Raw genomic sequence first — 21,448 nt, 5'->3', positions numbered from 1 at the left:
CTCCTTTGGTTTGGGGTTGGCTCGTTCATGCCATTCCGCAAGACCGGACGGAGAAGGGCGGCTGTCATGTCCAACACGGCTCTTCGCCAAGGCTTCGAGCCGCAGGCGGCAGAGGTGGTGCGGGCAGGATATTGACGGGCGACCGCGTTCGGTCAGGAATTCAGGCGATGTACGGGCAAAACCCATCCAAGGACGATGGCAAGCTCTGGCTCCCGCAACACATGGCGGAATCCGCTGACCCTGCGTTCCCTGTCCTGTTCTCGACGGTATTGCCGATCACGCATTCAGGGGGCTTCTGAGAAATTCAGGTCTGGCACATGCGGCCTAAGGGGGCGGGACAAGGGCAGGCCTGCTCCACATAGGTTGCGCCCGAAGGTGTCCCTCTCATGCACGATGAGGCCGGTCGTCCTGTTCAACGAAGCCCCGAATGGTTCGGGCTCGACAACGACAAGAACAGGAGGATCACGATGATCGCATTCTTCACCATATACGAGCTGGAGCAGCTTACCGACGACCAACTGGATGAGCTTTACGCCGCGCTTGAACGCCTGCTGATGGCCACGTCCACCGGCACGCCCGAGCGCCGCAATATCCTGGCATCCCTCGAAAACATAACGCGCGTGCGCAATCGCCGCCGCGCTGCCCCCGCCCCGTCGCTCTGACGGGGCATGCTCCACGGCGGCGTTTACCGTCCCTGAAGCACAGCGTCCGAAAAGCTCTATGCTATGACTTTCATTACGGGACTCCTAAAATAGTGCTCATTGAGAGTGTCTCGCAACGAAGGATTTCTTGCACTCTGTGCATATGCCTTCAGTCCAGTACCATCTCTGAGCCCAAGAGAATAACCGTCGAATGCAGGTTTCTGCCTCTTGAACCAAGCCTTTGCAGAGTCAGTAAAGTATCCGTTTGTCCAAAGCTCAAAGCGATATGCACCCAAATCGCCATCTCGACCGGTCGTTAGCATGGAATAAATAAGTGGAACGCGGTCTTCATACCACCTCTTTACGTCACTCTCACTCACCCGTGCACCCGGTTTTTTTGCCTTGCATTCAATTACGAGGACACCTTTGTCTTCCCCTCGGTCTAGACGGACATCAATCTCTGCCTTACGGCCTGTGTGTAAATCAGTTCGGCGCTCGCCAGTTACCAAATAGCCTCCCTCAACATCCTTCACAAGACTTCCAACCACTAGCTCAAAAAGCGCACCTCGAAGATTTTCCGCGCCACCCTCAATTTTCGTAAGTGTATTCATCACCTTACGAATATGTTCTGGATTTGCTGCGGCGCGCGCGCCAAGGTCGGTCAACATAACAACAAGCTCCCTTAATGCGTCCGACAGTTCTTCTCCGAAGAGATTCTGCAGGGTAACGGCAAGAATACCTTTTGACCTCAAAACACTTAATGCTTCCGCAGAAAAAACATGCGCCACCAACATTGGCATGATTGGCGCTACTTTCTTGGGCGCCGCAGCAAGATCGCATTTTCTAACAAAAGCGAGCGCTTCCTCCTCTCCGATCACGTCGTGAAGGTTAATATCACACACAAAGAATCCTGGTTTAGCAGCTCCACCATCGAAAGATACCAACGGCCTCATATAGCTCGGTGCAGTCATGCTCCATTGAATTCCTGACACTATTGACGGTGCGTTGTCCCCTCGCACCACGAATTTCCCATAGCTACCAAATCCAATGCGCCGAGCCCAATCCTTTATGCCTTGTAATGCTATATTCTCTGCGATCTCCTCCGCTCGAACCATTGCCAAACTCTGACGAGGGTAGGAAAGAGGATGAAACCGCACATATGAGCGCCCATCGTCCTCAACGGTTTCCAAGACATTAATTGCACGAAGTCGCTCAAAAATTCGGTCGGGCGATAGTTGCCTCTGGCGAGCTTGGGGCGTTCCGGCAACGATAGGAAAAAAGTCTTGCGCGATAACTCCTCCACGAGCTTTCAGCAGCGCGATGGTTGACCAGTAGGACTTGCCCGCACGACGACATGCGTCATCAAATCGTTGCCAGAACTTCGAAGTACCATATTGGTCCACCAGATACATGAAGCGGGCGTTTTTTTCGAAGCGCAAGCCCGCAAGCCTTTGCACATCGAAGCTCTCTTGCTCTCTTTGGACCCGTTTGCGCGCGGCCGACTCACTCGCGCCAGCTTTCACCATTTCCGCAATAAGGTCAGATGTTAAGCTCGGCCCGATGGACTTAAGGAGTGTGTGAACATCTTGTGCCATGTTACATAATTAGCACAGTTTTCATGAAGTCACACTGCTCTATTTATAAAATCTTCTCTGTAGTGCGGCGAGTCTTTTTCATATGAAGTGGCGCGAAAGATTTTGCTATACAAAACAATGTTCTACGCCTCCGCAAGCAACGTTTATCCGCCGCGCATGTCCAGTCAATGTGTCCAATGAGCGAATGGCCTCCCTGGTTTCTATTATCCGAAGGGAGGTGCGTCCGCCGGAGGCGGACGCAAATTTTCCTGACCAGAGAAAAAGGCTGCCGCTTACGCGGCAACCCCTTGCTTGCTGTCGTCCTTGTCGATGACGGGTTGCAGCCCGTGCAGATAATCGGCGGCACGCTGGGCGTGTGCGGCTGCGGAGAAGATCGCCCGCTTGTCGTCCTTCAAGACCTTCAGCCAGTGCTGGATATAGGCGGCATGGTCTTCGCCCGGCTCAGGGGTCAAGGCAAGGTCAGCACAGAGGAACGCCGCGCCCAGCTCGGCAACCAGTTCCTCGCGGGCATAGCCTTCGTCGCCCCAGCGTTTCCGGCCAAAGTCACGGGCAAGGCGGGTTTCGTGCTTCGTCCAGTGGGTCAGCTCATGCGCCAAGGTCGCATAATAGGCCTCGGGGCTGTGGAAGCTCTCGAAAACGGGCATCTGCACATGATCGCTGCCGCCTGCATAATGGGCAGAATTCCCGCCATGGCGAATGTCTGCGCCTGTTGCGGCAAAGAACGCATCTGCGCGCTCGTTCCGCTCGGCGGGGTCAATGACGGGCTCGGGCTTCACATAGTAATGCTCGGGCAAGCCCTCGATCTGCTCGACATTGAACACGCTATAGCCCTTCATGAAAGGGATGCTGCGCTCTTCCTCGCTGCCGTCGTCCTGTTCCTCGGTCTTGGTGATGGTGTTGGCATAGACGACCAGATTGCCACGCTCGCCTTTTCGGACATGCGCCCCCATCTCCTTGGCCTGCTTGTAGGTCATCCAGTAAGGGGAGAGATAGCCGCCTTCCATGGCTGCGCCCCACAGCATTAGGATATTGATACCGTTATAGGGCACTCCGTTGTGCCGCAGGGGTTTGATGATGCGGCCATCTGTGTTGCCCGCTGACCATGGCTTGAGCCAAGTCAGTTCGCCTTTCTCAAGATCGGCCACAATCTTGTCGGTCACTTTCTGATAAACGTCTTGTTTCATTGGCTTTTTCCTTTCTTTGAAAGCCGGTTGCGCATGCAACCGGACTAGGCCCGCGCCAATGAGCGGGGGGATGGCCGTCAAGACCGTGCCCGGCGGAGGGGGATCACCCGGCCTGCACGACCGGAGAGAAACGAAGGGAGGAAGGTCGGGGATACCGCCGGGCACGCCCGCAGCCTATGCGAAGGGCTTGGTCTTGATGGTCTGGGGGGTCGCAGACCCCATACAAATGCACTCAGCCTTCAGCCCGAACGGGCTGGCCGTGTTCTGAAACGCGCAAGGGATGGAAGCCACTAGGCCGAGACCGCCACGGGCGGGCTCGGTTCACGACAGCCCGGCCGCGAAGCGGTGCGCCATGACCTCGCTTGAGAGTAATCGTGTCCTGTTAGCAACCGGCGTGAAAGCCTGGCGAGTAAGGCACCTCAGCCCCACACGGAACAGTAGCCAAACCTACTGCAATTATTTTGCTTGACAGCTTGCGGGTTGGGTTGTATTGTTTGAGCATGACCTACAGACATGAAATCAAAACACTATCGGATGTGTGCGGCATCCAAAGCGGCTTCACGGCTCGCTCTGCCCTCGTGGAGGACGGCTTGCGGGGCATCCCCGCCCTTCAGATGGGTGATTTGCGGAGCGACTTCGAAGTCCCGCTGGCAGCCGCCTCACGCTATAAGCTGGAAGGAAGGCTAGATCGCTACGCGGTTGGAGCTGGGGATGTTTTGTTCCGCTCCCGAGGTGACAAAAATACGGCGATGGTCGTGGTGGGCGACACTGACGAAGAGGCGGTCGCCCTCCTTCCCCTCATAATCCTTCGGGCAAACAAGGATTTGGTGCTGCCTGACTTCTTGGCGTGGCTCATCAATCAGCCCGAGGCGCAGCGGTATCTCGATTCTTGCGCGCGCGGCACGAAGCTCAGGATGATCCCGCGTGATTGCCTGGACAAGATGCCCGTCAGCATCCCCGATCTTGTCACCCAGAAACTGGTTGTCGAGGTAAGCCGCCTAGCTGCGAAGGAAGCTGGCTTGCTGCGCGAACTGGCTGCCAAGAAAGAAGAATTCACGAGCTTCGCCCTGCTGCGTCAGGTGCGAAACGCCCAGCTTCACGGCAATGAAGCTGGGCATAAGGTCGCCCGCTGACCTTGGACGGAAGCGGGCAAAGTGCAACGGACAAACTCATGAGGTGAATAATGTCCATCAACATTGGAAGCTACCACGCCGAAGGCCCTTTCGGCAATGAAAACAACTTGCAGGCGCGCTCCGGCGTCTACGTGATCCTTGGACGGCGCAGCGTTGCGTCCACTTGGAACGTGGTCGATGTCGGAGAGTCCCAGAACATTCGAGAACGGGTTTCGAACCACGACCGCGCACCATGCTGGCGCGGCCAGGGGCACGTGGAACTGTCTGTCGCCGCTATCTACGCAGATGCACCCAATCGGATACTGATCGAACGCGAGCTTCGCGCGCAGTTCAACCCGCCCTGTGGATTAATTTGAGAAAGCGTTTGGGGCAGGACATGTGCCTGCCCCACAATGATTAGCAAAAGGATTTGAAAATGAACGACAAACTGACACAGGCGGAAGTGAACAACGCAGCATGGGCTGCCTGCGACACCTTCCGGGGCGCGGTCGATCCCGCGCAATACAAGGACTACATTCTGGTGATGTTGTTCCTGAAGTACATCACGGACAACTGGAACGACCACTTCGAGACCTACCGCAAGCAGTATGGTGACGATGATGTCCGCATCCGCCGCCGCATGGAGCGCGAGCGCTTCTACCTGCCCGAAGGCGCGAGCTTCTACGACCTCTATGAGCAGCGCAATGAGCCGAACATTGGCGAGCTGATCAACATCGCCCTCGAAGACATCGAAGACAAGAACCGCTCCAAGCTCGAAGGCGTGTTCCGCAACATCGACTTCAACTCGGAGTCGAATCTTGGCCGCACCAAGGATCGCAACCGCCGCCTGAAAAATCTCCTCGAAGACTTCAATAAACCCGCCCTCGACTTGCGCCCGTCGCGGGTGAAGGAAGACATTATCGGGGAAACCTACATCTACCTGATTTCGCGCTTCGCCTCAGACGCGGGCAAGAAGGCAGGGGAGTTCTACACCCCCGCAGCCGTCTCGGGCTTGCTGGCAAAGCTTGCCGCGCCGAAGGAAGGCAACACAATCTGCGACCCCGCCTGCGGTTCCGGCTCGCTTCTGATCAAGGCGGCGGAGGCTGTCGGCTCCGACAACTTCGCGCTCTACGGGCAGGAAGTGAACGGCGCAACCTGGGCTCTGGCGCGGATGAACATGTTCCTGCACGCCAAGGACGCCGCGCGCATCGAATGGTGCGACACCCTGAACAGCCCCGCGCTGATCGAGGGCGATCACCTTCAGAAATTCGATGTCGTTGTCGCCAACCCGCCGTTCTCGCTCGACAAGTGGGGCGCGGATGGCGCGGACACAGACCAGTACAATCGCTACTGGCGGGGCATCCCGCCAAAGTCCAAGGGCGATTATGCCTTCATCACGCACATGATCGAGATCGCCAAGCGCCAGTCAGGCCGCGTGGCGGTAATCGTTCCGCATGGCGTTCTGTTCCGGGGTGGGGCAGAGGGCAAAATCCGCCAGCAGCTAATCGAGGAGAACCTCCTCGACGCGGTTGTCGGGCTGCCCGCGAACCTTTTCACCACCACGGGCATCCCCGTTGCCATTCTAGTGTTCGACCGCTCTCGTGAAGAGGGGGGCGCGAACGCAGATCGCAAGGACGTGCTCTTCATCGACGCCAGCAAGGAGTTCACGCCTGGCAAAGCCCAGAACGTGATGGACGAAGACACGCACATCAAGCGGGTGCTCGACACCTACAGCGCCCGCGCCGAGGTCGATAAGTACTCCCACCTCGCCACCACCGATGAGATTGCCGAGAACGGCTATAACCTCAACATCCCGCGCTACGTAGACACTTTCGAGCCGGAGGAAGAGATCGACGTTGCCGCCGTGCAGAGGGACATCGTGCGGATTGAGAACGAGCTGGCAGACGTGCGGGCGAAGATGTCGGGCTATCTGAAGGAGCTCGGGATTGATGCGTGAAGATAGTGAAGAGTTCAGCCAAGTTCCTTTGTCCAGCCTTGTGCAAAAGGGGCGCAAGATCACCTACGGTATCGTGCAGCCAGGGCAGTTCGTTGAAGACGGTGTAATTCTTGTTCGTGGTCGCGATTACTCGGCGGGCTGGCGCGATCTGGATGGCTTCAAACGGGTCACGCCCGAAATTGACGCGCCTTACAAGCGTTCCAAGCTGCGTGCAGGGGACTTGGTGATTACCATCGTCGGCGCAAACACAGGCACGGTTGCTGTTGTTCCTGATTGGCTGGAAGGCGCTAACATTACTCAGACCACCGCGCGCGTGGCGATTGAGCCTAAGAAGGCCGAACCTGGGTTTGTTGAACAGGTTCTGCGTTCCGCGCTCGGCCAACGAGAGGTTTATCGCTACCAGAAGGGCGGAGCCCAGCCAGGATTGAACCTTGCTGATTTGGAGAAATTCAGTATCCCGCTTCCACCGCTGCCAGAACAACGAAAGATCGCAGCGATCCTGCGGACCTGGGACGAGGCACTCGAAAAGCTCAACTCCTTGCGGACAGAGAAGGCGCGGTGGCTCGATGGCCTTTCGCAAACAACGATTGGGCGTGGAGGGATTTTCCCAGAACATTGGCAACAGAAACCGCTCTCCAAGGTCTGTATGCCAGTTAAGCGAAAGAGTTCGGGCGGCGATCATCCCGTTATGACAATCTCGGCGAAGTCCGGTTTCCTTATGCAAGCCGACAAGTTTGCGCGAGACATGGCGGGGCGCAGCGTCGAACGCTACACGCTCCTTCATGAGGGTGAGTTCGCCTACAATAAAGGCAACTCAAAGACTGCCCCCTATGGCTGCGTGTTCCGGCTTGACCGTGACACGGCGCTTGTTCCGTTCGTCTATTATTGCTTTGCTCTGAAGCCCGGTCTTGACCCTGAGTTCTATGACCACCTCTTCTCCGCAGGCGCGCTGAACCATCAGCTCTCGCGCCTGATCAATTCGGGTGTTCGCAACGATGGCTTGCTCAACCTCTACTCTGACGACTTCTTCAGTTGTCGAGTGCCGGTTCCGCCCACCGAAGAACAGAAGCGGATTGCACAAGCTCTGACGGAAGCCAAGCGGGAGCTGTCGCTACTGGACGAGGAGATTGCTGCCCTGACTGACCAGAAGCGTGGTCTGATGCAGAAGCTCCTGACGGGCGAATGGCGTGTCGAGGTCTCGGACGATGAGGAGGCAGCGGCATGAAGGGGAACACACAAAAACTATCGATCCGACTTCTTAAACATGGCCTTGCGCCAAAAGATGGACTGCGCGATGGCGTGGAATTGGACGCCTGGGACAAGCTAGAGGGCGCGCTCATCGCTCTCGAAACTATGGGGGGCAACCCGCCGAAGTGGTCAAAGTTCTTAGAGCTTTCTGACGAGCAGAAAAAAAAGCTCTACAACAACACCGCGTATGGGCTTGTCTTTGTTCAAGCCGCTGGTCGATGGTTCGCCGTCTCCTTCGGTATGGGGCATGTGAAGCTTGATCCGGCGAAGTTCGAACAGGATTTCGGGCTGCGTGTCGTGCTGAACTCTGTCGATCCAAATCAACTCAAGAGCGCTGACGTCCGCACCCCAGACGAAAACACGCTGTCCCGCCGCAGTCAGACAAGCCGTGGATCGGACCAAACAGCCTTTCTAATCGATGTGGAACGGGACATCGTGCGTGGTCTGGCGGGGACGCCCAAGGACAAGACCTTCGCGTCACGCGTGGCTGGAACAGATGCTCTCTCGATGGACCGCAAGATGACAGTGGCCGACCTCTCCACGGCCTGCGCCGAGGCCTATTCGGTTTACCAGAAAGAGGATTACAAAGAGCATTTTGCATGGATCGACCAGATCAAGCATGTCCGCGAGAACGAGCTCATTGAGAAGCTGAATGCCGAAGCGGTCGCGTGTATTGACGGCGCCGTGAAAGGCGGTGACCCAGAAGGCCTCCACCTTGCCTTTCCGGTCATATACGATCCTGAGAAAAGCAATCAGCTGCGCTACAAGGGATTTCGCAGCAGTCAGATTTATCCCGACCTAGACCTTTCCGGATATCTTGAAGCCCTCCAGGAGCGCGGCAAGACTGACTATGGGCTCGACGATTTTAATGGCCACACCGTGCACGAAGTCGATGACGAAGGCCGCGATTGCGGTGGCAAGTGGAAAATCTCTGAGTGTTTGGTCTGCGAAGTCGAGATAGACGGTCGCACCTATGTACTATCTGGCGGACGATGGTACGAGGTTGAAAGCGATCTCGCCAAACAGGTTCAAGAGTTCTTCGACAAGCTGGATCGGTATGATCTGCCGGAAGCGAAGGCTGAGGAGAACGAGCAGAAGTACAATGCGCGGCTCAAGATCGAAGAACCTGATCTACTTTGCCTAGACGCGCAGCTGGTGAAGCCCACGGGCTCAGCGACCACGATTGAAATTTGCGATTTCTTGAGCAAAGACAACAGACTGATCCACGTAAAAGATAAGACATCCTCTTCACGGTTGAGCCATCTATTTAACCAGGGCACCGTTTCAGGTCGGGTGCTCATCCTTGATGGTCCATGCCGTGATAAGACCCGTGAGAAAGTGGGTGTCATACAGGCTGAGACGGGACAGACAGGCTTTGAAACGATAATTTGCGCGGACGGCGAGGATTTCCGCCCTCAGGATTTCACGGTCGTTTATGCCGTAATTGGCACTGGCGACAGCCCCAAGCTCCCATTCTTTAGTATGATCACGCTGCGCCAAGCAGCGCGAGAGCTGAAAGCCCTGGGTTATAGCTATGAGTTTGCTTGGATTAAAAAACCAGCGGCGGTTGGTGTGAAGAAGAAGAAAGCGACGAAGAGTGACGAGGTGAGCGAAGTAATCGAGGAGACTCTCGATGCTTGATGGCTTTGATCCCAGTGAAAAGTACCAATCCCAGATACCTGCGATCCAGACGCTCGTGGCGCTTGGCTTCCAGCCGTTATCACAGGTGAAGGTCGATCAGTTGCGGGGGAAACCACGCAGCGTGATCCTCGACGACATCGTTGTCGAGCAGATGCTGAAGCTCAACAGCTACAGCTATCGCGGCAAGAGCTATTCCTTCGACCTGGAAGACGCCCACGAGGCGCTGCACCGCCTCAAACCAACCCCTGACAAGCTCAAGGGGCTGAAGGGCACGAACCAGGATATCTATGATCTCTTGGTTCTGGGCACGACGATCTCCAAGGCGATTGAGGGCGACAGCAAGAGCTATTCCTTCAAGTACATCGACTGGGAGACACCTGAAAACAACGTCTTCCATGTGACGGCGGAGATGAGTGTCGAGCGGACGGCGAGCACCGCGACACGGCGCTGCGATATCGTCTGTTTCGTAAACGGCATTCCGTTCATTGTGATCGAGAACAAGCGTCCCACGGAGTCGCTCAAGAAAGCTGACAGCCAGCTAATCGGGTATCAGAACGAAGACAACATCCCGCAGCTCTTCCACTACGCGCAGCTATTGATGAGCATGAAGCGGCAAGAAGCCCGCTATGCCACCGTGGGCACTCCGCGCAAGTTCTGGCAAATCTGGCGCGACGAAGACGATCAGGATGCGGATATCTCCGCCGCGATCAATCGTCCTCTGACGGCAGAGGAAACGAACGCTGTCTTCTCGGGCGACTTGGCCGATGCGCGCGTCTTCTTCGAGGAGCTAGCTGCGGGAGGGGAGAGATCGATCAGTGAGCAGGATCGCGCCATCTATGCGATGTGCCGCCCGGAGCGTCTTCTCGACCTTGTGCGCCGTTTCACGGTTTTCGATGGAGGGGTGCGTAAGATCGCCCGCCATCAGCAATTCTTCAGCATCAGAATAGCTCTTGCCCGCCTGAAAGGTTTTGATCTGGAAGGCCGTCGCAAAGGTGGCGTGATCTGGCACACACAAGGCTCAGGGAAGAGCCTAACAATGGTGATGCTTGGGCGGGCGCTTGCGCTCGACAAAGACGTGAAGAACGCCCGTATCCTGATCGTCACGGATCGCGATGACTTGGACAAGCAGATCAAGGGCACCTTCAAGTCCTGCGACCTTGAACCCGTGCGGGCAGCCACGGGGGCAAATCTGATCGAGCTGATCAGAAACCGCACGCCGTTGATCACGACGATCATCAACAAGTTCGATACCGCCATGAAGGCGGGCGACTTCAAGGACGATAGCGCCGACATCTTCGTTCTCGTCGATGAAAGCCACCGCAGCCAGACAGGCCGCTATGGCGGACACGGCAAGTTTGCCTTGAAGATGCGGCGCATCTTGCCGAACGCCTGTTATCTCGGCTTCACCGGTACACCGCTTCTGAAGAAGGACAAGAACACCCTCGATACCTTCGGGGGGCTGATTCACAAATATACGATTGATCAGGCAGTGAAGGACGAGGCTGTTGTCCCCTTGCTTTACGAAGGACGCTTGGTTGAGCAGCAGGTCAGCGGCGATGTCGTCGATACCTGGTTTGACAAGATCAGCGAGGGACTGACGGAGAAGCAGAAAGCCGATCTTAAGCGAAAATTCTCGCGCATGGATGCCTTGTCAAAGACAAGCCAAGCCATCCGCGCCAAGGCGTTCGATATTTCAGAACACTTCCGCCAGTATTGGCAGGGGACGGGTTTCAAGGCGCAACTGGTGGCACCCTCAAAGGCCGCTGCCGTACGCTTCAAGGAGGTTCTCGACGAGATAGGCCACGTGACGAGCGAGATCATCATTTCCGCCCCTGACGACAAGGAAGGGAATGAGGAGGTCGATCAGGAATCCAAGGACTTGGTGCGCAAGTTTTGGGACAAGATGATGGCCAGGCACAAAACCGAGGACGAGTACAATCGCCAGATCATCGACGCCTTCAAGGGCTCAGGCGATCCTGAAATCCTGATTGTCGTCTCGAAGCTTCTGACTGGCTTCGACGCCCCGCGCAACACGGTGCTCTACGTGTGCAAGCCGTTGCGGGAACATAATCTTCTTCAAGCCATTGCCCGCGTGAACCGTCTCTATGAGGACGACGACAAGGAGAAGCAGTTCGGCTTCATCGTCGATTATGAAGGGCTGCTTGGCGAGCTCGACGCGGCACTGACGACCTATAGCGCGTTTGAGGGTTTCGACGGTGAGGATGTTGCCGGATCGCTGCACGACATTCGCGAGGAAATCCGCAGGCTGCCGCAGCTGCACGACCAGCTCTGGGATGTCTTCAAGGAGGTTCGCAACAAGAAGGACATGGAGCAGTTCGAGCAGCTCTTGGCGGATGATGCCAAGCGGGAAGACTTCTACTCTCGACTGAAGGACTATGGTCGCTGCTTGCACATCTCGCTGTCCTCCGAGAAGCTCTATGACGTGTTCGACGAGGCGGCGGTCGCCACCTTCACGAAAGATTGGAAAGCCTTCTCAGAGCTGAAGCGTTCCGTTCAGTTACGCTATCAGGAAACCGTCGATGTGAAAGAGTTCGAGCCCAAGATTCAGAAGTTGCTCGACGATCATGTCACGGCAAAACCTGCCGAGGTGATCATCGACCTGGTGAACATCAACGATCCTGACGCTCTTAACGCCGTGATCGAAGAAGAGGGCACGACCGCTGCTTCCAAGGCGGATCGCATTGCAAGCGCCACCAAACGCACGATCACGGAAAAGATGGAGGAAGACCCTTCCTTCTACAGGCAGTTCTCTGAGATGCTGGCGGAGACGATCCGCGATTACCGCGAGAAGCGGATTTCGGAGAAGGATTACCTCAAGACGGTCGTGGATTTGGCGGGGCGCGTTGCGCGCCGTGATCATGGCCGAGACATGCCGGAAAGCATCAAGGGCGACACGGACGCTCAAGCTGTCTTCGGCGTCCTTGAGCCGATCCTGAAGGAGATCAACAGCGGCGTTGAGGATACGGTGACAGCCGATGTCGCACAGTCGATCATCGGGATCGTCAAAGATCACCACATCGTCGATGTCTGGTCGAACGAGATGGCGCAGAACAACATGCGCAACGCCATCGACGACTACTTCTTTGATGTCGTGCGCGACGAGAAGGGCATCGACATTCCCCTCGACCTTCTCGATGACATCGAGCTGCAGATCATGGATATCGCGCGGGCGAGGTTCCCCGGATGAGTGCCGAGGTTCTTGAGGCAAGCTTCGGCAGCGAGACAATCCGTTTTTCTGTCGTGAGGCGGATTCGCAAAACCCTGTCGATCAGTGTCTTGCCCAACCAGCAGGTCGAGGTTGTCGCGCCCGAAGACGCAAGCTCTGAACGTATCATCGAGAAGGTGCGCAAACGCGCGCCGTGGATTTGCAAACAGCTGCGCTACTACGACCAGTTCCAGCCCAAAACGCCAGAACGGCGCTATATCGGTGGCGAGACCCACCTGTACTTGGGTCGCCAATATAAACTCAAGGTGATCCCCGGCATACAGAACATCGTCAAGATGCAGCGCGGTCAGCTGGTGGTTTGGAGTACGAAGCCAGGTCGCGCCACCCAGACCCGCGAGCTTGTGCGACACTGGATGTTGCAGCGTGCCCAGATCAAATTCGCGGAGCGTTTGCACATCTGTCGAGGGCGCTTTCCAGACCCTGAGAAGGTCGTTCCGAACAGCATCATCATTCGAGAGCTGAGCCTTCGGTGGGGGTCAATGACAGGGCGGCACAATTTGGTGCTGAACCGAGCGCTGATCGGGGCCTCTACAGAGGCTATTGATTATGTGATCACCCACGAGCTTTGCCATATCAAACACCCCCATCACGGGCGGGAGTTCTTCGATCTCTTGCGTTGCGTAATGCCGGATTGGGAGAAGAGAAAGCTGAGACTTGAACGTCAGATGGCATAGCTTGCACACGTATCCGACCAGCATACTGTTGGTCTCGCCGATTGCGTCTCCATGAAATGGCGTGCATCCAATCCGCGCAGGGTTGGTCGATGGGAAGGTTCCAAGGAAGGGCAGCTATGACATGCTCCCGTCCTTGGTCTCGATGAAGTCGTCTCCATGAAATGGTCAGGGGTCTTGGGGCAGGAACGCCGCCCAAGTCGATGGGTGCAGGGAGAGCGAAGTCTCCCTGCGAGGGATTGACCGGCGATACGGTCTGCTGGCTCTGGATGGATTCAACGCCCAGGAAGAGCCATGGCCGGGGGGATGCAACGGGGGCGCGCAGCGGGCTCCCTTGCCAAGATGTGTGGTACTACCACACACATCTTGCGGTTCACGATAACGGGGCCGGATTGGTACTACCATCTTCGCAGGGATTAAGCCCGATGTAAAAGGCCTGGTCGGCAACCTTACCCCAGCACTGGAATAATATTAACCCCAATGCCGTCGATTGTGAGCAGGAAGAATTCATACTCACTCAAATCCTGCGAGCTGCGAGAATTCACTCCATTAGGCCATCGCATAGGCATAGACGCAGCTTCATTATCCATGTAAGAATAGACACTTGCAGCAAGATTATCAAGCAACCACGCTGGGGGATTTTATGAGTGACGCAGATTTAGTTGAAGAGATAGCTCAACGCGCCGATAAAGCCGGTATTGGCACCGAAATTCGGGAAACAAAGTACGTCGATGATATAATAAAGACGCAATATATTCTTATGCCAGCAGGGGCGGAGCCAAGGCGTATTCCAATTTCGAGTCAAGACCAAGCAAAAGAAATTCTATCGATTGAATTCGAGCGCTTCACATTCCTTGGTGACTATGATGCGATTGCTGATCTCAAACGAGGTGAGATAGAAGCAGCCCTTACGACGCGAGATGCGTTCGGTGGTATCTCAATGATCGAGCGGCGATTGGGTTTTTCTTCTGGGGTAGAAGGTGCTCTTGAGGATGATGAGAACCAAGGATTATCTCTACAAGCAGAATCCTCCAGCGGGATTAAGCTTGAAATTTCAGCAGGCAGCGAGAGTCTTCGTGTCTTCTCCTCAAGGGCTGGCGGTCGGGCACCACTAAGCCTTAAGATATTTCTCAACGAGCCTCAGAGCTACAGTTCCGCGCTCAGCGCGCTTGAGGTAATTTCGAACTCGCTATTTTTTCAAATCGACCTAGAAAGAGATGTTACGCTTTCATTGCGCAAATCCTTTCGCAGGCGGCGGGGATTACGACGGAAAGGATTTAGCTCCAAGGAAGCTGCAGCTCTACAGTTTCCGTCTTTCGAATATGACACTGCGCCGATCTCCCTCTATTGGTATGCGAAGAGCGCGCGTGGTATGCCACTACTTCAGTTCCTGGCATATTACCAAGTTGCCGAATACTACTTTCCAAACTTTGCGAAACTGGAGGCCATTCGTGGAGTTCGCAAGATTTTGAAGCATCCAAACTTTAGGGTAGACAGAGAGTCTGATCTCACCAAATTGGTTTCAACCATCGCAGGGAGTGGCCGTGTTGGTGGCAGTGAGCGTGAGCAAATAAGGGCAACCGTATCCGAAGTCATAACACTCGACGACGTATTGCGCTACTTTGAAGAGAATGCGGATGTGGCGGAAATTGTCAGTAAGAAACAGAAAGGTATAACCGACAAAACAATCAACCTAGGCCGCAAAGGTCACGATCATCGCCCTGATGTTGCAGAGCTCCTCTATGATATCCGGTGTAGAATTGTTCACACAAAAAATGATGTGGACAATATCCGCTCGGAAATGCTGTTGCCGTTTTCAAAAGCTGAAGAAGAGCTTTGGGCGTATGTAGACCTAATGCAGTTTGTTGCTCAGAATGCGTTAATTAGATCAAGCTCCGTAATGCGCTCATTCTAAATTTCAACTACTGTGATTTTGCCTCTGTTGCCGCATTAATCATTGGAGATGTTGCGCTGCAAAATCGACTTCGCCATATCTGCACGCCGATGACGCTCCCAAATCCGGCTGCTCCGTGACAGACCAAGAAGTCCGCCTGCGCCATGCCCTGGCTGCCGCTTTCGACCGCTATGATGAGCGGGTGGGCAGCCCGTTCCCGGCTGACGTGCGGCTGGAAATTGTCGAGAGCGACGCGTTCTTCGCGCAGGTCTCGATGGCGTCAGACGGCGTTGTTGTTGATGTCAGCACCGGCGTCGTGGATCGGATCGACGCGGTGTGGAACAGCGCGCTTGAGCTATCGGCAGGATTGCCTGAGGGCGACCGGATCGACCTGCTCGGGAATCCATCGCACACCGTCGATATGTCGCTCCGCTGGTTGATGCAGCATGAGCTCAATCACTATGCCAACGGCCACTTCTCCCTGACCGGCGGCGCGGCGCTGCTCGAAGCCGGTTCCGACACGCGCTATGGCCTCGTCTCGCACGCTGAGCCGGTGAATACGCCGCTGGCGGAATTGACCGGCGAAGAGCTGGCGCTTGCGCCGCTTTGTCTGGAACTCCAGACTGATCACGATTCAACCGAGATAGTCCTCGGGGCGTATTCGCCCGAGAATTGGGTGCTCTTCCGCTATTACGCGACCTGCATCATGGTCGTGATCCTGATCATCGAGCATGAAGAGCGTTCCTGCGACGGTGAAAACCGGACGCATCCCTGGGCGGCAACACGGCTTTTCATGCTGCTCGGGCATCTGGTCGAGCTGCCCTATATCCCCGCGATAAAGCGAGCCCATCATGAGGGGCTGGAATCCATCCCGGCGGATTATTATCCGCCGGAAGCCGAAATCAAACGCTACCAGAGCGAGGTGGTCAGCCGCGTGCTTGGGCGCTCGCAGATATTCGCTGAAGTCATCGGCCTGCAAAAGCTCTGGGATGATCTGGGCGGATATGACGGGCTGTTCGAGGATATCCAGCGGGCGATGATTGGCGAGATCGACGATCACCGCGCCTTCAAAACGCGCGGCGCGCAGCAATGGGCAGAGCTCAAGCCGCTGAACAATCGCCTGTTGCAGATGATCCGCTCCATCGGCTTACCGGAATAGCGTCCGGGCTATCGAACAAATTGGATATTGATCCGGTGAATAGCGTATTGCCCCGCGTCAAGCGCGGCCAGCATGGTGGCCAATTCGCCGAGTTGTTCCGGCCGCAGTGCAAGGCCGCGAAGCCCTGAAACCGTATCGTCAAGCGTGTCGATATCTTCGACGACGACAAAGACGAAGGAGTGCAGCCCGTCCGTGTCAGCCTCGATCAAGGCAAGTGGTGACCCATCGGCCTTGCGGGGAAGCTCATGGCGACCATGGCCGCAACTGACGAAGGCAGCGGCGGGGTCTTCACTGAGCGAGAAGAGATGCCATAGGCCGCGCACCTCCTGGAAGGCGAATGCATGACCTGCGATCTCCGAGGTCAGGGCGAAGGCGAACTTTTCCCCGAGGCGTACGGGGCGCTCATCAATCGGATGCCTGCCCGCCTGGCGCACCAACCCCAGCGACGAAAACCGCAGCAAACTGAGTGCACCATAACGGGTGCGCTCTTCGAGCAAGGCCAGCCAGCCGCCACGGGCGGGACGTGTGAACAGTTCCGGCGCAACGCGAAGAGCGATGTCCAAGTGATTGGATTCAATCCAGCTATGGATCATGACTGCGCTGCGGCGTGCAATCTTACCGCGTGAAAAGTTGCCGCCGGTCGAGACCGGATCGACGATCTGACCATTGAGTGCAGCGCGGTAAAACTCGGCAGGCGCAAGCCCGGCGCTATCCATGACGGCCTTGGCCACCCGATAGAGGCGTGCCCGCTGTTCCTCTGTCGCCTTCTGCCAATCCACTGCGTCCATGCCGTTTTTATCAGTTTCTACGCACCGATTATCAAGGCGCTACGCAGCTCCTGACTGGTACTACCGAAAGGGGGTGAGCACCCCTCAGAAGCGCGCCGACCGCGTTGCAGCGCAGCATAACAAAATTTGCGGGCATACTACTTTGGGTGGTATTCTGTAAATATGGTGGAGGTAATAGTGGGAAATTCAGGCGATAAGAAAAACTTCGCAGGCGCCGCGAAGGATTTCGTAAACGCCGCCTCTATTTCCGATCCACGCATTACTGAATTGGTTCGACATCTCGCAAGGGTTTCTGCGGATAAAGACTACAAAGAGGTGACAGATTCGCGCAAAGTGCGGTATAGTAGTCCTGCTAAGAAAGGACTGAAAAATGATTAGAGCCGCAGCATACGCCCGTTACTCAACTGAACTTCAAACCGATAAATCCATCGACGACCAGCTTCGTATTTGCGGCGAAGAAGCGAAACGGCGCGGCCTCAAAATTATTCAAAACTATTCCGATGCTGCGGAGTCGGGTCAGACACTTATTCGTTCCGGCATTCAGAAATTGCTTCTGGATGCCATGGAACGCAAATTTGACGTTGTCGTTTCGGAAGCACTCGACCGCATTAGCCGCGATCAAGCCGATGTTGCATCCGTCTTCAAGAAACTTCGTTTCATGGGCATCCAGATTATAACGATCAGCGAAGGGCTGGTCGATGAGATGCATATCGGGCTGAAAGGCACGATGAATGCACTCTACATCAAGGAAATCCGCGCGAAGACGAAACGCGGCCTCGAAGGACGTATCCTCGAAGGCAAAAGCGCGGGCGGGAAATGCTACGGCTATGACGTCATTCGCACGCTCGACGAAAAGGGCGAACTGGTCTCGGGCGAACGCGCGATCAACGAAGACGAGGCGCGTATCGTCCAGCGGATTTTCGGGGACTATCTTCGGGGGAAGTCACCGAAGAAAATCGCCCATGAGCTCAATGCCGAAGGTATTCCCGGCCCTTCCGGCAAGGCTTGGGGCTCCAGTACGATCTATGGCAACCGTCATCGTGGCACGGGCATCCTGAACAACGAGCTCTATATCGGACAGCTTGTCTGGAACAAGCTCACCTATCAGAAGCATCCCGACACCGGGAAGCGTATTTCGCGCCTTAACCCCGAAAGCGAGTGGAAGCGCGTTGAGGTCGAGCACCTTCGGATCATCGATCAGGCGACGTGGCAGAAGGTTAAGGAGCACCAGGGCGAGCTCGACAAGCGTCCGCGCTTTCAGGACAAGAAGCGCCCGCCCAATCTGTTCTCATTTCTGCTGAAGTGCGGAGAATGCGGTGGCGGGATGTCCATCGTCGGTCCTCGACGCTACGGCTGCTCGACAGCACGCAATAAGGGAACCTGCAACTGCCGCACGACGATCAGTCAGGATGTGCTGGAAGAGAAGGTGATCGGCGCGCTCCGGACGCGACTGATGAACCCTGAGATGACCAAGGTCTTCTGCGAGGAATACACCGCGCACATCAACCGTCTGCGCATGGAACACAACGCCAACCTCATTGGATATCGCAAGGAACTGGCGAAGGTTGAGCGCGAGATGGAGAACTTCCTCCAGCTCGTGGCGCAGGGCACTCAGGCGAGCTTCCTTGCGGAGAAGGCGAACAGCCTTCAAGCGCGCAAAGACGAATTGGTGGAGCTTCTGGAGGCCACTGAAGAAGCGCCGGTCTACGTGCATCCCAATATGGCGATGCGCTATGCAGAAGCCATCGAGGGGTTGCTGGCCAACCTGAACGATCCGGCGCATCGGCCGGAGTCGGCGCAGCTTATCCGGGGACTTGTCGACAAGATCGTCCTGACGCCCAATGCGGAACGGACGGAACTGATCGTCGATCTGTATGGAGACCTTGCAGGTATCCTTCAGGTCTCGGACAGCAGGAATTCAACGGGCGTGTCTCTGAAGCCCAGGGACAGGCTCAACACGGAAGAGAGAAAGGAAATTGAGCAGGTCGAGTCCGTTGCGGATTCGCCGGAGACCGGCTCTGAGCCTCGCATGGTAGCGAGCAAGGTTCAGATGGTTGCGGGGGTAGGATTTGAACCTACGACCTTCAGGTTATGAGTCTAAGGGCCTGTAGTTTGCTCAAATTCGCCGAAGGCATTTCTATCTTTTTATATCAATATGTTACGAAAACTCTTGACTTGCTCGTCATGCCGCCAGATTGCCCAAATTTGCTCCAGAGTGTAGCACCAGCGTAGCACCGATGTAGCACTGGATCACGGGAGGCAGCATGGCCAGCCACCGCCTGAACTTCACCAAGGCCGCCTTGTCGAAGGCCCCGCCCGCCGCTAAGGGCAGCCGGGACTACTACTATGACGAGCGGGAACAGGGCCTGGTCCTGGCCGTCTCGCCTGGCGGCAGCAAAAGCTTCTATCTCTACAAGCGCGTGGAGGGGCGCCCCGAGCGGCTTCTCCTGGGGCGCTTCCCCGATATCAGCATCGAGAACGCCCGAAAGCTCGCGCAGAAGGCGAAGGGCGAGATTGCAAGCGGCAAGAACCCGCAGAAGGAACGGCGCGCCATCCGCGACGAGATGACGTTCGGCGCGCTGTTCGAGGAATATTTGGAAAAGTATTCGAAAGTTCACAAACGCTCTTGGAAATACGACGAGCGGGAAGTTACGAAGTTCCTTTCCCACTGGTTCAAACGCAAGATATCGAAGATTACAAAATCCGATGTGGAGCGTTTGCACGCCCGCGTCGGGAAGGAAAACGGCATTTACCAGGCCAACCGCCTGCTTGAGCGGGTCCGGTCGATCTTCAACAAGGCGATTGATTGGGGCTGGGACGGCACGAACCCGGCCGCGGGCATCAAGAAGTTCAAGGAACAGAGCCGCGACCGCTTCCTGCAGCCCGACGAGTTGCCTCGGTTCTTCGAAGCCCTGGCGAACGAGCCGAACGAGGCCGCGCGCGATTTCTTCCTGATTTCCCTGCTGACCGGCGCGCGGAAGTCCAATACGCTCGCGATGCGCTGGCAGGATATCAACTTCAGCACGGCGACCTGGCGGATCGGCCAGACGAAGAACGGCGACGCGCAGATCGTCCACCTGCCTGCCCAAGCGCTGGAAATCCTGAAAGAACGCAAGCTCGCCTCGGACAGCCCGTGGGTGTTTCCCGGCAGTGGCGCGTCAGGCCACCTGGCCGATCCCAAAAAGGCCTGGGCACGCATCCTCAAAGAGGCCGGGATTGCCGACCTGCGGATTCACGACCTGCGCCGCACCCTGGGCAGCTACCAGGCCGCAACCGGCGCCAATGGCTACATCATCGGCAAGTCCCTGGGCCATCGCAGCCAGCAGTCGACGGCGATCTATGCCCGCCTGAACCTGGACCCCGTGCGCGATTCCGTGAACAAGGCGACAGAGGCGATGTTCGCCTATGCGACGGCCGCGAAGGAAGGGCAGCGCATTGATGAGTGATGCGTTTTTTGACGATTACCGGCGCGCGTTGGCTTCCTATTCCGAAGAGACGTTTGCCGAGTTCTTCCGACTGGCCCGGATTACAGACCCGCATGTGCAAGCTATCGGCAAGGATTATCTCGGGGTCGCGGGTGCTTTCTACTTCTCGCATATGGACCGACAGGCTGCGGCGCCGTCCCGAACGGAAGCTTTGAAAAAGCTTTCCCGCGCACAACGCGCCAGCCACGAGTTGGCCGACAGCTTGGCGCGCGCAATAGCCGATAGATCGGTCTTTCGTGAACTCTCCGATGCGGGAACGGCCGCGGGTAGAGAGCTTCAGGACGACGCATCGGCAAATTCCGACACGCTGGAAATCCTGTCGGCCATTTTTCCGATCAAGGCAGACGGCAAGGGGTTTCGATATGATGGATTGCAGAAGACCCTGCTGACCTTGGCCAACTGCCTTGAACAGATCGAAGCCGAGGCAATTGAAAAGAGACGCAAGGGCCGGGGGCATGCCCTCCACCCCTGGCTTGTCCTGATGAACGTGTATTGGATCAAAGCCACGGGCGAAACGCCGAGCATCGGCCACTATGACAGGGAAATCGGCGACTATGACTCCGCCGCCATCGCAGCGCTGAGCTTTGCCGCGGAGGTGCTCGATAGCCAGATTTCCAGCCGCCTGGTGGCGAAGGGCATGGGAGCCGCCCACGACTCCATCATGAACACCCTGCTTGAAATGACGGTGCTGCTGGCAGGATTCTCGCTACTGGTCGCAAATGGCGTCTCGGTTGGCCTGCCCCCTGAAAAGTGGTCCTCCCTGAAGTAGGCTTTCGAGCCAGATGGAGGACGAAGGAATGCCCCAGAAGAAGCACAAGCCCGAAGA

16 protein-coding genes are annotated in these 21,448 nt (G+C 56.3%); 13 read left to right on the top strand and 3 right to left on the bottom strand.

Annotated elements, in window-relative coordinates:
- The first annotated feature begins 386 nt into the window (after window positions 1-386).
- On the top strand, window positions 387-662 hold the full coding sequence (locus tag EV662_RS17670; protein ID WP_132465633.1) for a hypothetical protein: 276 nt from the start codon (window positions 387-389) through the stop codon (window positions 660-662).
- Window positions 663-718: 56 nt separating this feature from the next.
- Here EV662_RS17670 and EV662_RS17665 read toward each other — a convergent pair whose 3' ends face one another.
- Together EV662_RS17665 and EV662_RS17660 are read right to left on the bottom strand one after the other, a co-directional pair.
- A complete protein-coding gene (locus tag EV662_RS17665; RefSeq protein WP_207903646.1) occupies window positions 719-2,080 on the bottom strand; it encodes a hypothetical protein in 1,362 nt (453 codons plus the stop codon).
- A gap of 428 nt (window positions 2,081-2,508) precedes the next feature.
- A complete protein-coding gene (locus EV662_RS17660; protein ID WP_132465627.1) occupies window positions 2,509-3,420 on the bottom strand; it encodes an ArdC family protein in 912 nt (303 codons plus the stop codon).
- A gap of 500 nt (window positions 3,421-3,920) precedes the next feature.
- On the opposite strand from EV662_RS17660, the gene EV662_RS17655 reads away from it, so the two are divergent.
- The 9 genes from EV662_RS17655 to EV662_RS17615 all read left to right on the top strand — a co-directional run bounded on the left by EV662_RS17655 (window position 3,921) and on the right by EV662_RS17615 (window position 16,349).
- Window positions 3,921-4,553 (top strand): restriction endonuclease subunit S domain-containing protein, encoded by a 633-nt coding sequence (locus tag EV662_RS17655; protein ID WP_132465624.1) that lies wholly within the window; start codon window positions 3,921-3,923, stop codon window positions 4,551-4,553.
- 50 nt (window positions 4,554-4,603) lie between these two features.
- On the top strand, window positions 4,604-4,909 hold the full coding sequence (locus tag EV662_RS17650; protein WP_132465621.1) for a hypothetical protein: 306 nt from the start codon (window positions 4,604-4,606) through the stop codon (window positions 4,907-4,909).
- Window positions 4,910-4,968: 59 nt separating this feature from the next.
- Window positions 4,969-6,489, top strand: coding sequence for a type I restriction-modification system subunit M (locus EV662_RS17645; protein WP_132465618.1), 1,521 nt, complete (start codon window positions 4,969-4,971; stop codon window positions 6,487-6,489).
- On the top strand, window positions 6,482-7,714 hold the full coding sequence (locus tag EV662_RS17640) for a restriction endonuclease subunit S (RefSeq protein ID WP_132465616.1): 1,233 nt from the start codon (window positions 6,482-6,484) through the stop codon (window positions 7,712-7,714). The genes EV662_RS17645 and EV662_RS17640 overlap by 8 nt, the downstream gene beginning before the upstream one ends.
- A complete protein-coding gene (locus EV662_RS17635; RefSeq protein ID WP_132465613.1) occupies window positions 7,711-9,378 on the top strand; it encodes a DUF6119 family protein in 1,668 nt (555 codons plus the stop codon). Before EV662_RS17640 ends, EV662_RS17635 begins: the two co-directional genes overlap by 4 nt.
- Window positions 9,371-12,586: a type I restriction endonuclease subunit R gene (locus EV662_RS17630; RefSeq protein WP_132465609.1), complete on the top strand. Its 3,216-nt coding sequence runs from the start codon at window positions 9,371-9,373 to the stop codon at window positions 12,584-12,586. Before EV662_RS17635 ends, EV662_RS17630 begins: the two co-directional genes overlap by 8 nt.
- Complete coding sequence (locus EV662_RS17625; protein ID WP_132465606.1) at window positions 12,583-13,299, top strand: M48 family metallopeptidase; 717 nt, start codon at window positions 12,583-12,585, stop codon at window positions 13,297-13,299. Before EV662_RS17630 ends, EV662_RS17625 begins: the two co-directional genes overlap by 4 nt.
- Before the next feature lie 601 nt (window positions 13,300-13,900).
- The gene (locus tag EV662_RS17620) at window positions 13,901-15,211 is read left to right on the top strand and encodes a hypothetical protein (RefSeq protein WP_132465604.1); all 1,311 of its coding nucleotides are present in this window, start codon (window positions 13,901-13,903) and stop codon (window positions 15,209-15,211) included.
- Between the two features lie 115 nt (window positions 15,212-15,326).
- The gene (locus tag EV662_RS17615) at window positions 15,327-16,349 is read left to right on the top strand and encodes a hypothetical protein (protein WP_132465601.1); all 1,023 of its coding nucleotides are present in this window, start codon (window positions 15,327-15,329) and stop codon (window positions 16,347-16,349) included.
- Between the two features lie 8 nt (window positions 16,350-16,357).
- On the opposite strand, the gene EV662_RS17610 is transcribed toward EV662_RS17615, so the two are convergent.
- On the bottom strand, window positions 16,358-17,137 hold the full coding sequence (locus EV662_RS17610) for a hypothetical protein (protein ID WP_132465598.1): 780 nt from the start codon (window positions 17,135-17,137) through the stop codon (window positions 16,358-16,360).
- 370 nt (window positions 17,138-17,507) lie between these two features.
- Here EV662_RS17610 and EV662_RS17605 point away from each other — a divergent pair, with 370 nt between their 5' ends.
- The 3 genes from EV662_RS17605 to EV662_RS17595 all read left to right on the top strand — a co-directional run bounded on the left by EV662_RS17605 (window position 17,508) and on the right by EV662_RS17595 (window position 21,391).
- Window positions 17,508-19,232, top strand: a complete 1,725-nt coding sequence (locus EV662_RS17605; protein WP_132465595.1) for a recombinase family protein — start codon at window positions 17,508-17,510, stop codon at window positions 19,230-19,232.
- A gap of 169 nt (window positions 19,233-19,401) precedes the next feature.
- Entirely contained in the window at window positions 19,402-20,583 is a 1,182-nt protein-coding gene (locus tag EV662_RS17600) for a tyrosine-type recombinase/integrase (RefSeq protein WP_132465592.1), read from the top strand.
- Window positions 20,576-21,391, top strand: coding sequence for a hypothetical protein (locus EV662_RS17595; RefSeq protein ID WP_132465589.1), 816 nt, complete (start codon window positions 20,576-20,578; stop codon window positions 21,389-21,391). The genes EV662_RS17600 and EV662_RS17595 overlap by 8 nt, the downstream gene beginning before the upstream one ends.
- Window positions 21,392-21,448: the final 57 nt, after the last annotated feature.

It is taken from the genome of Rhodovulum marinum (assembly GCF_004343075.1).
GTDB classification, from domain to species: Bacteria; Pseudomonadota; Alphaproteobacteria; order Rhodobacterales; family Rhodobacteraceae; genus Rhodovulum; species Rhodovulum marinum.
The sequence above is the reverse complement of the archived record's forward strand: the minus strand, read 5'-3'. Positions and strand labels throughout refer to the sequence as shown.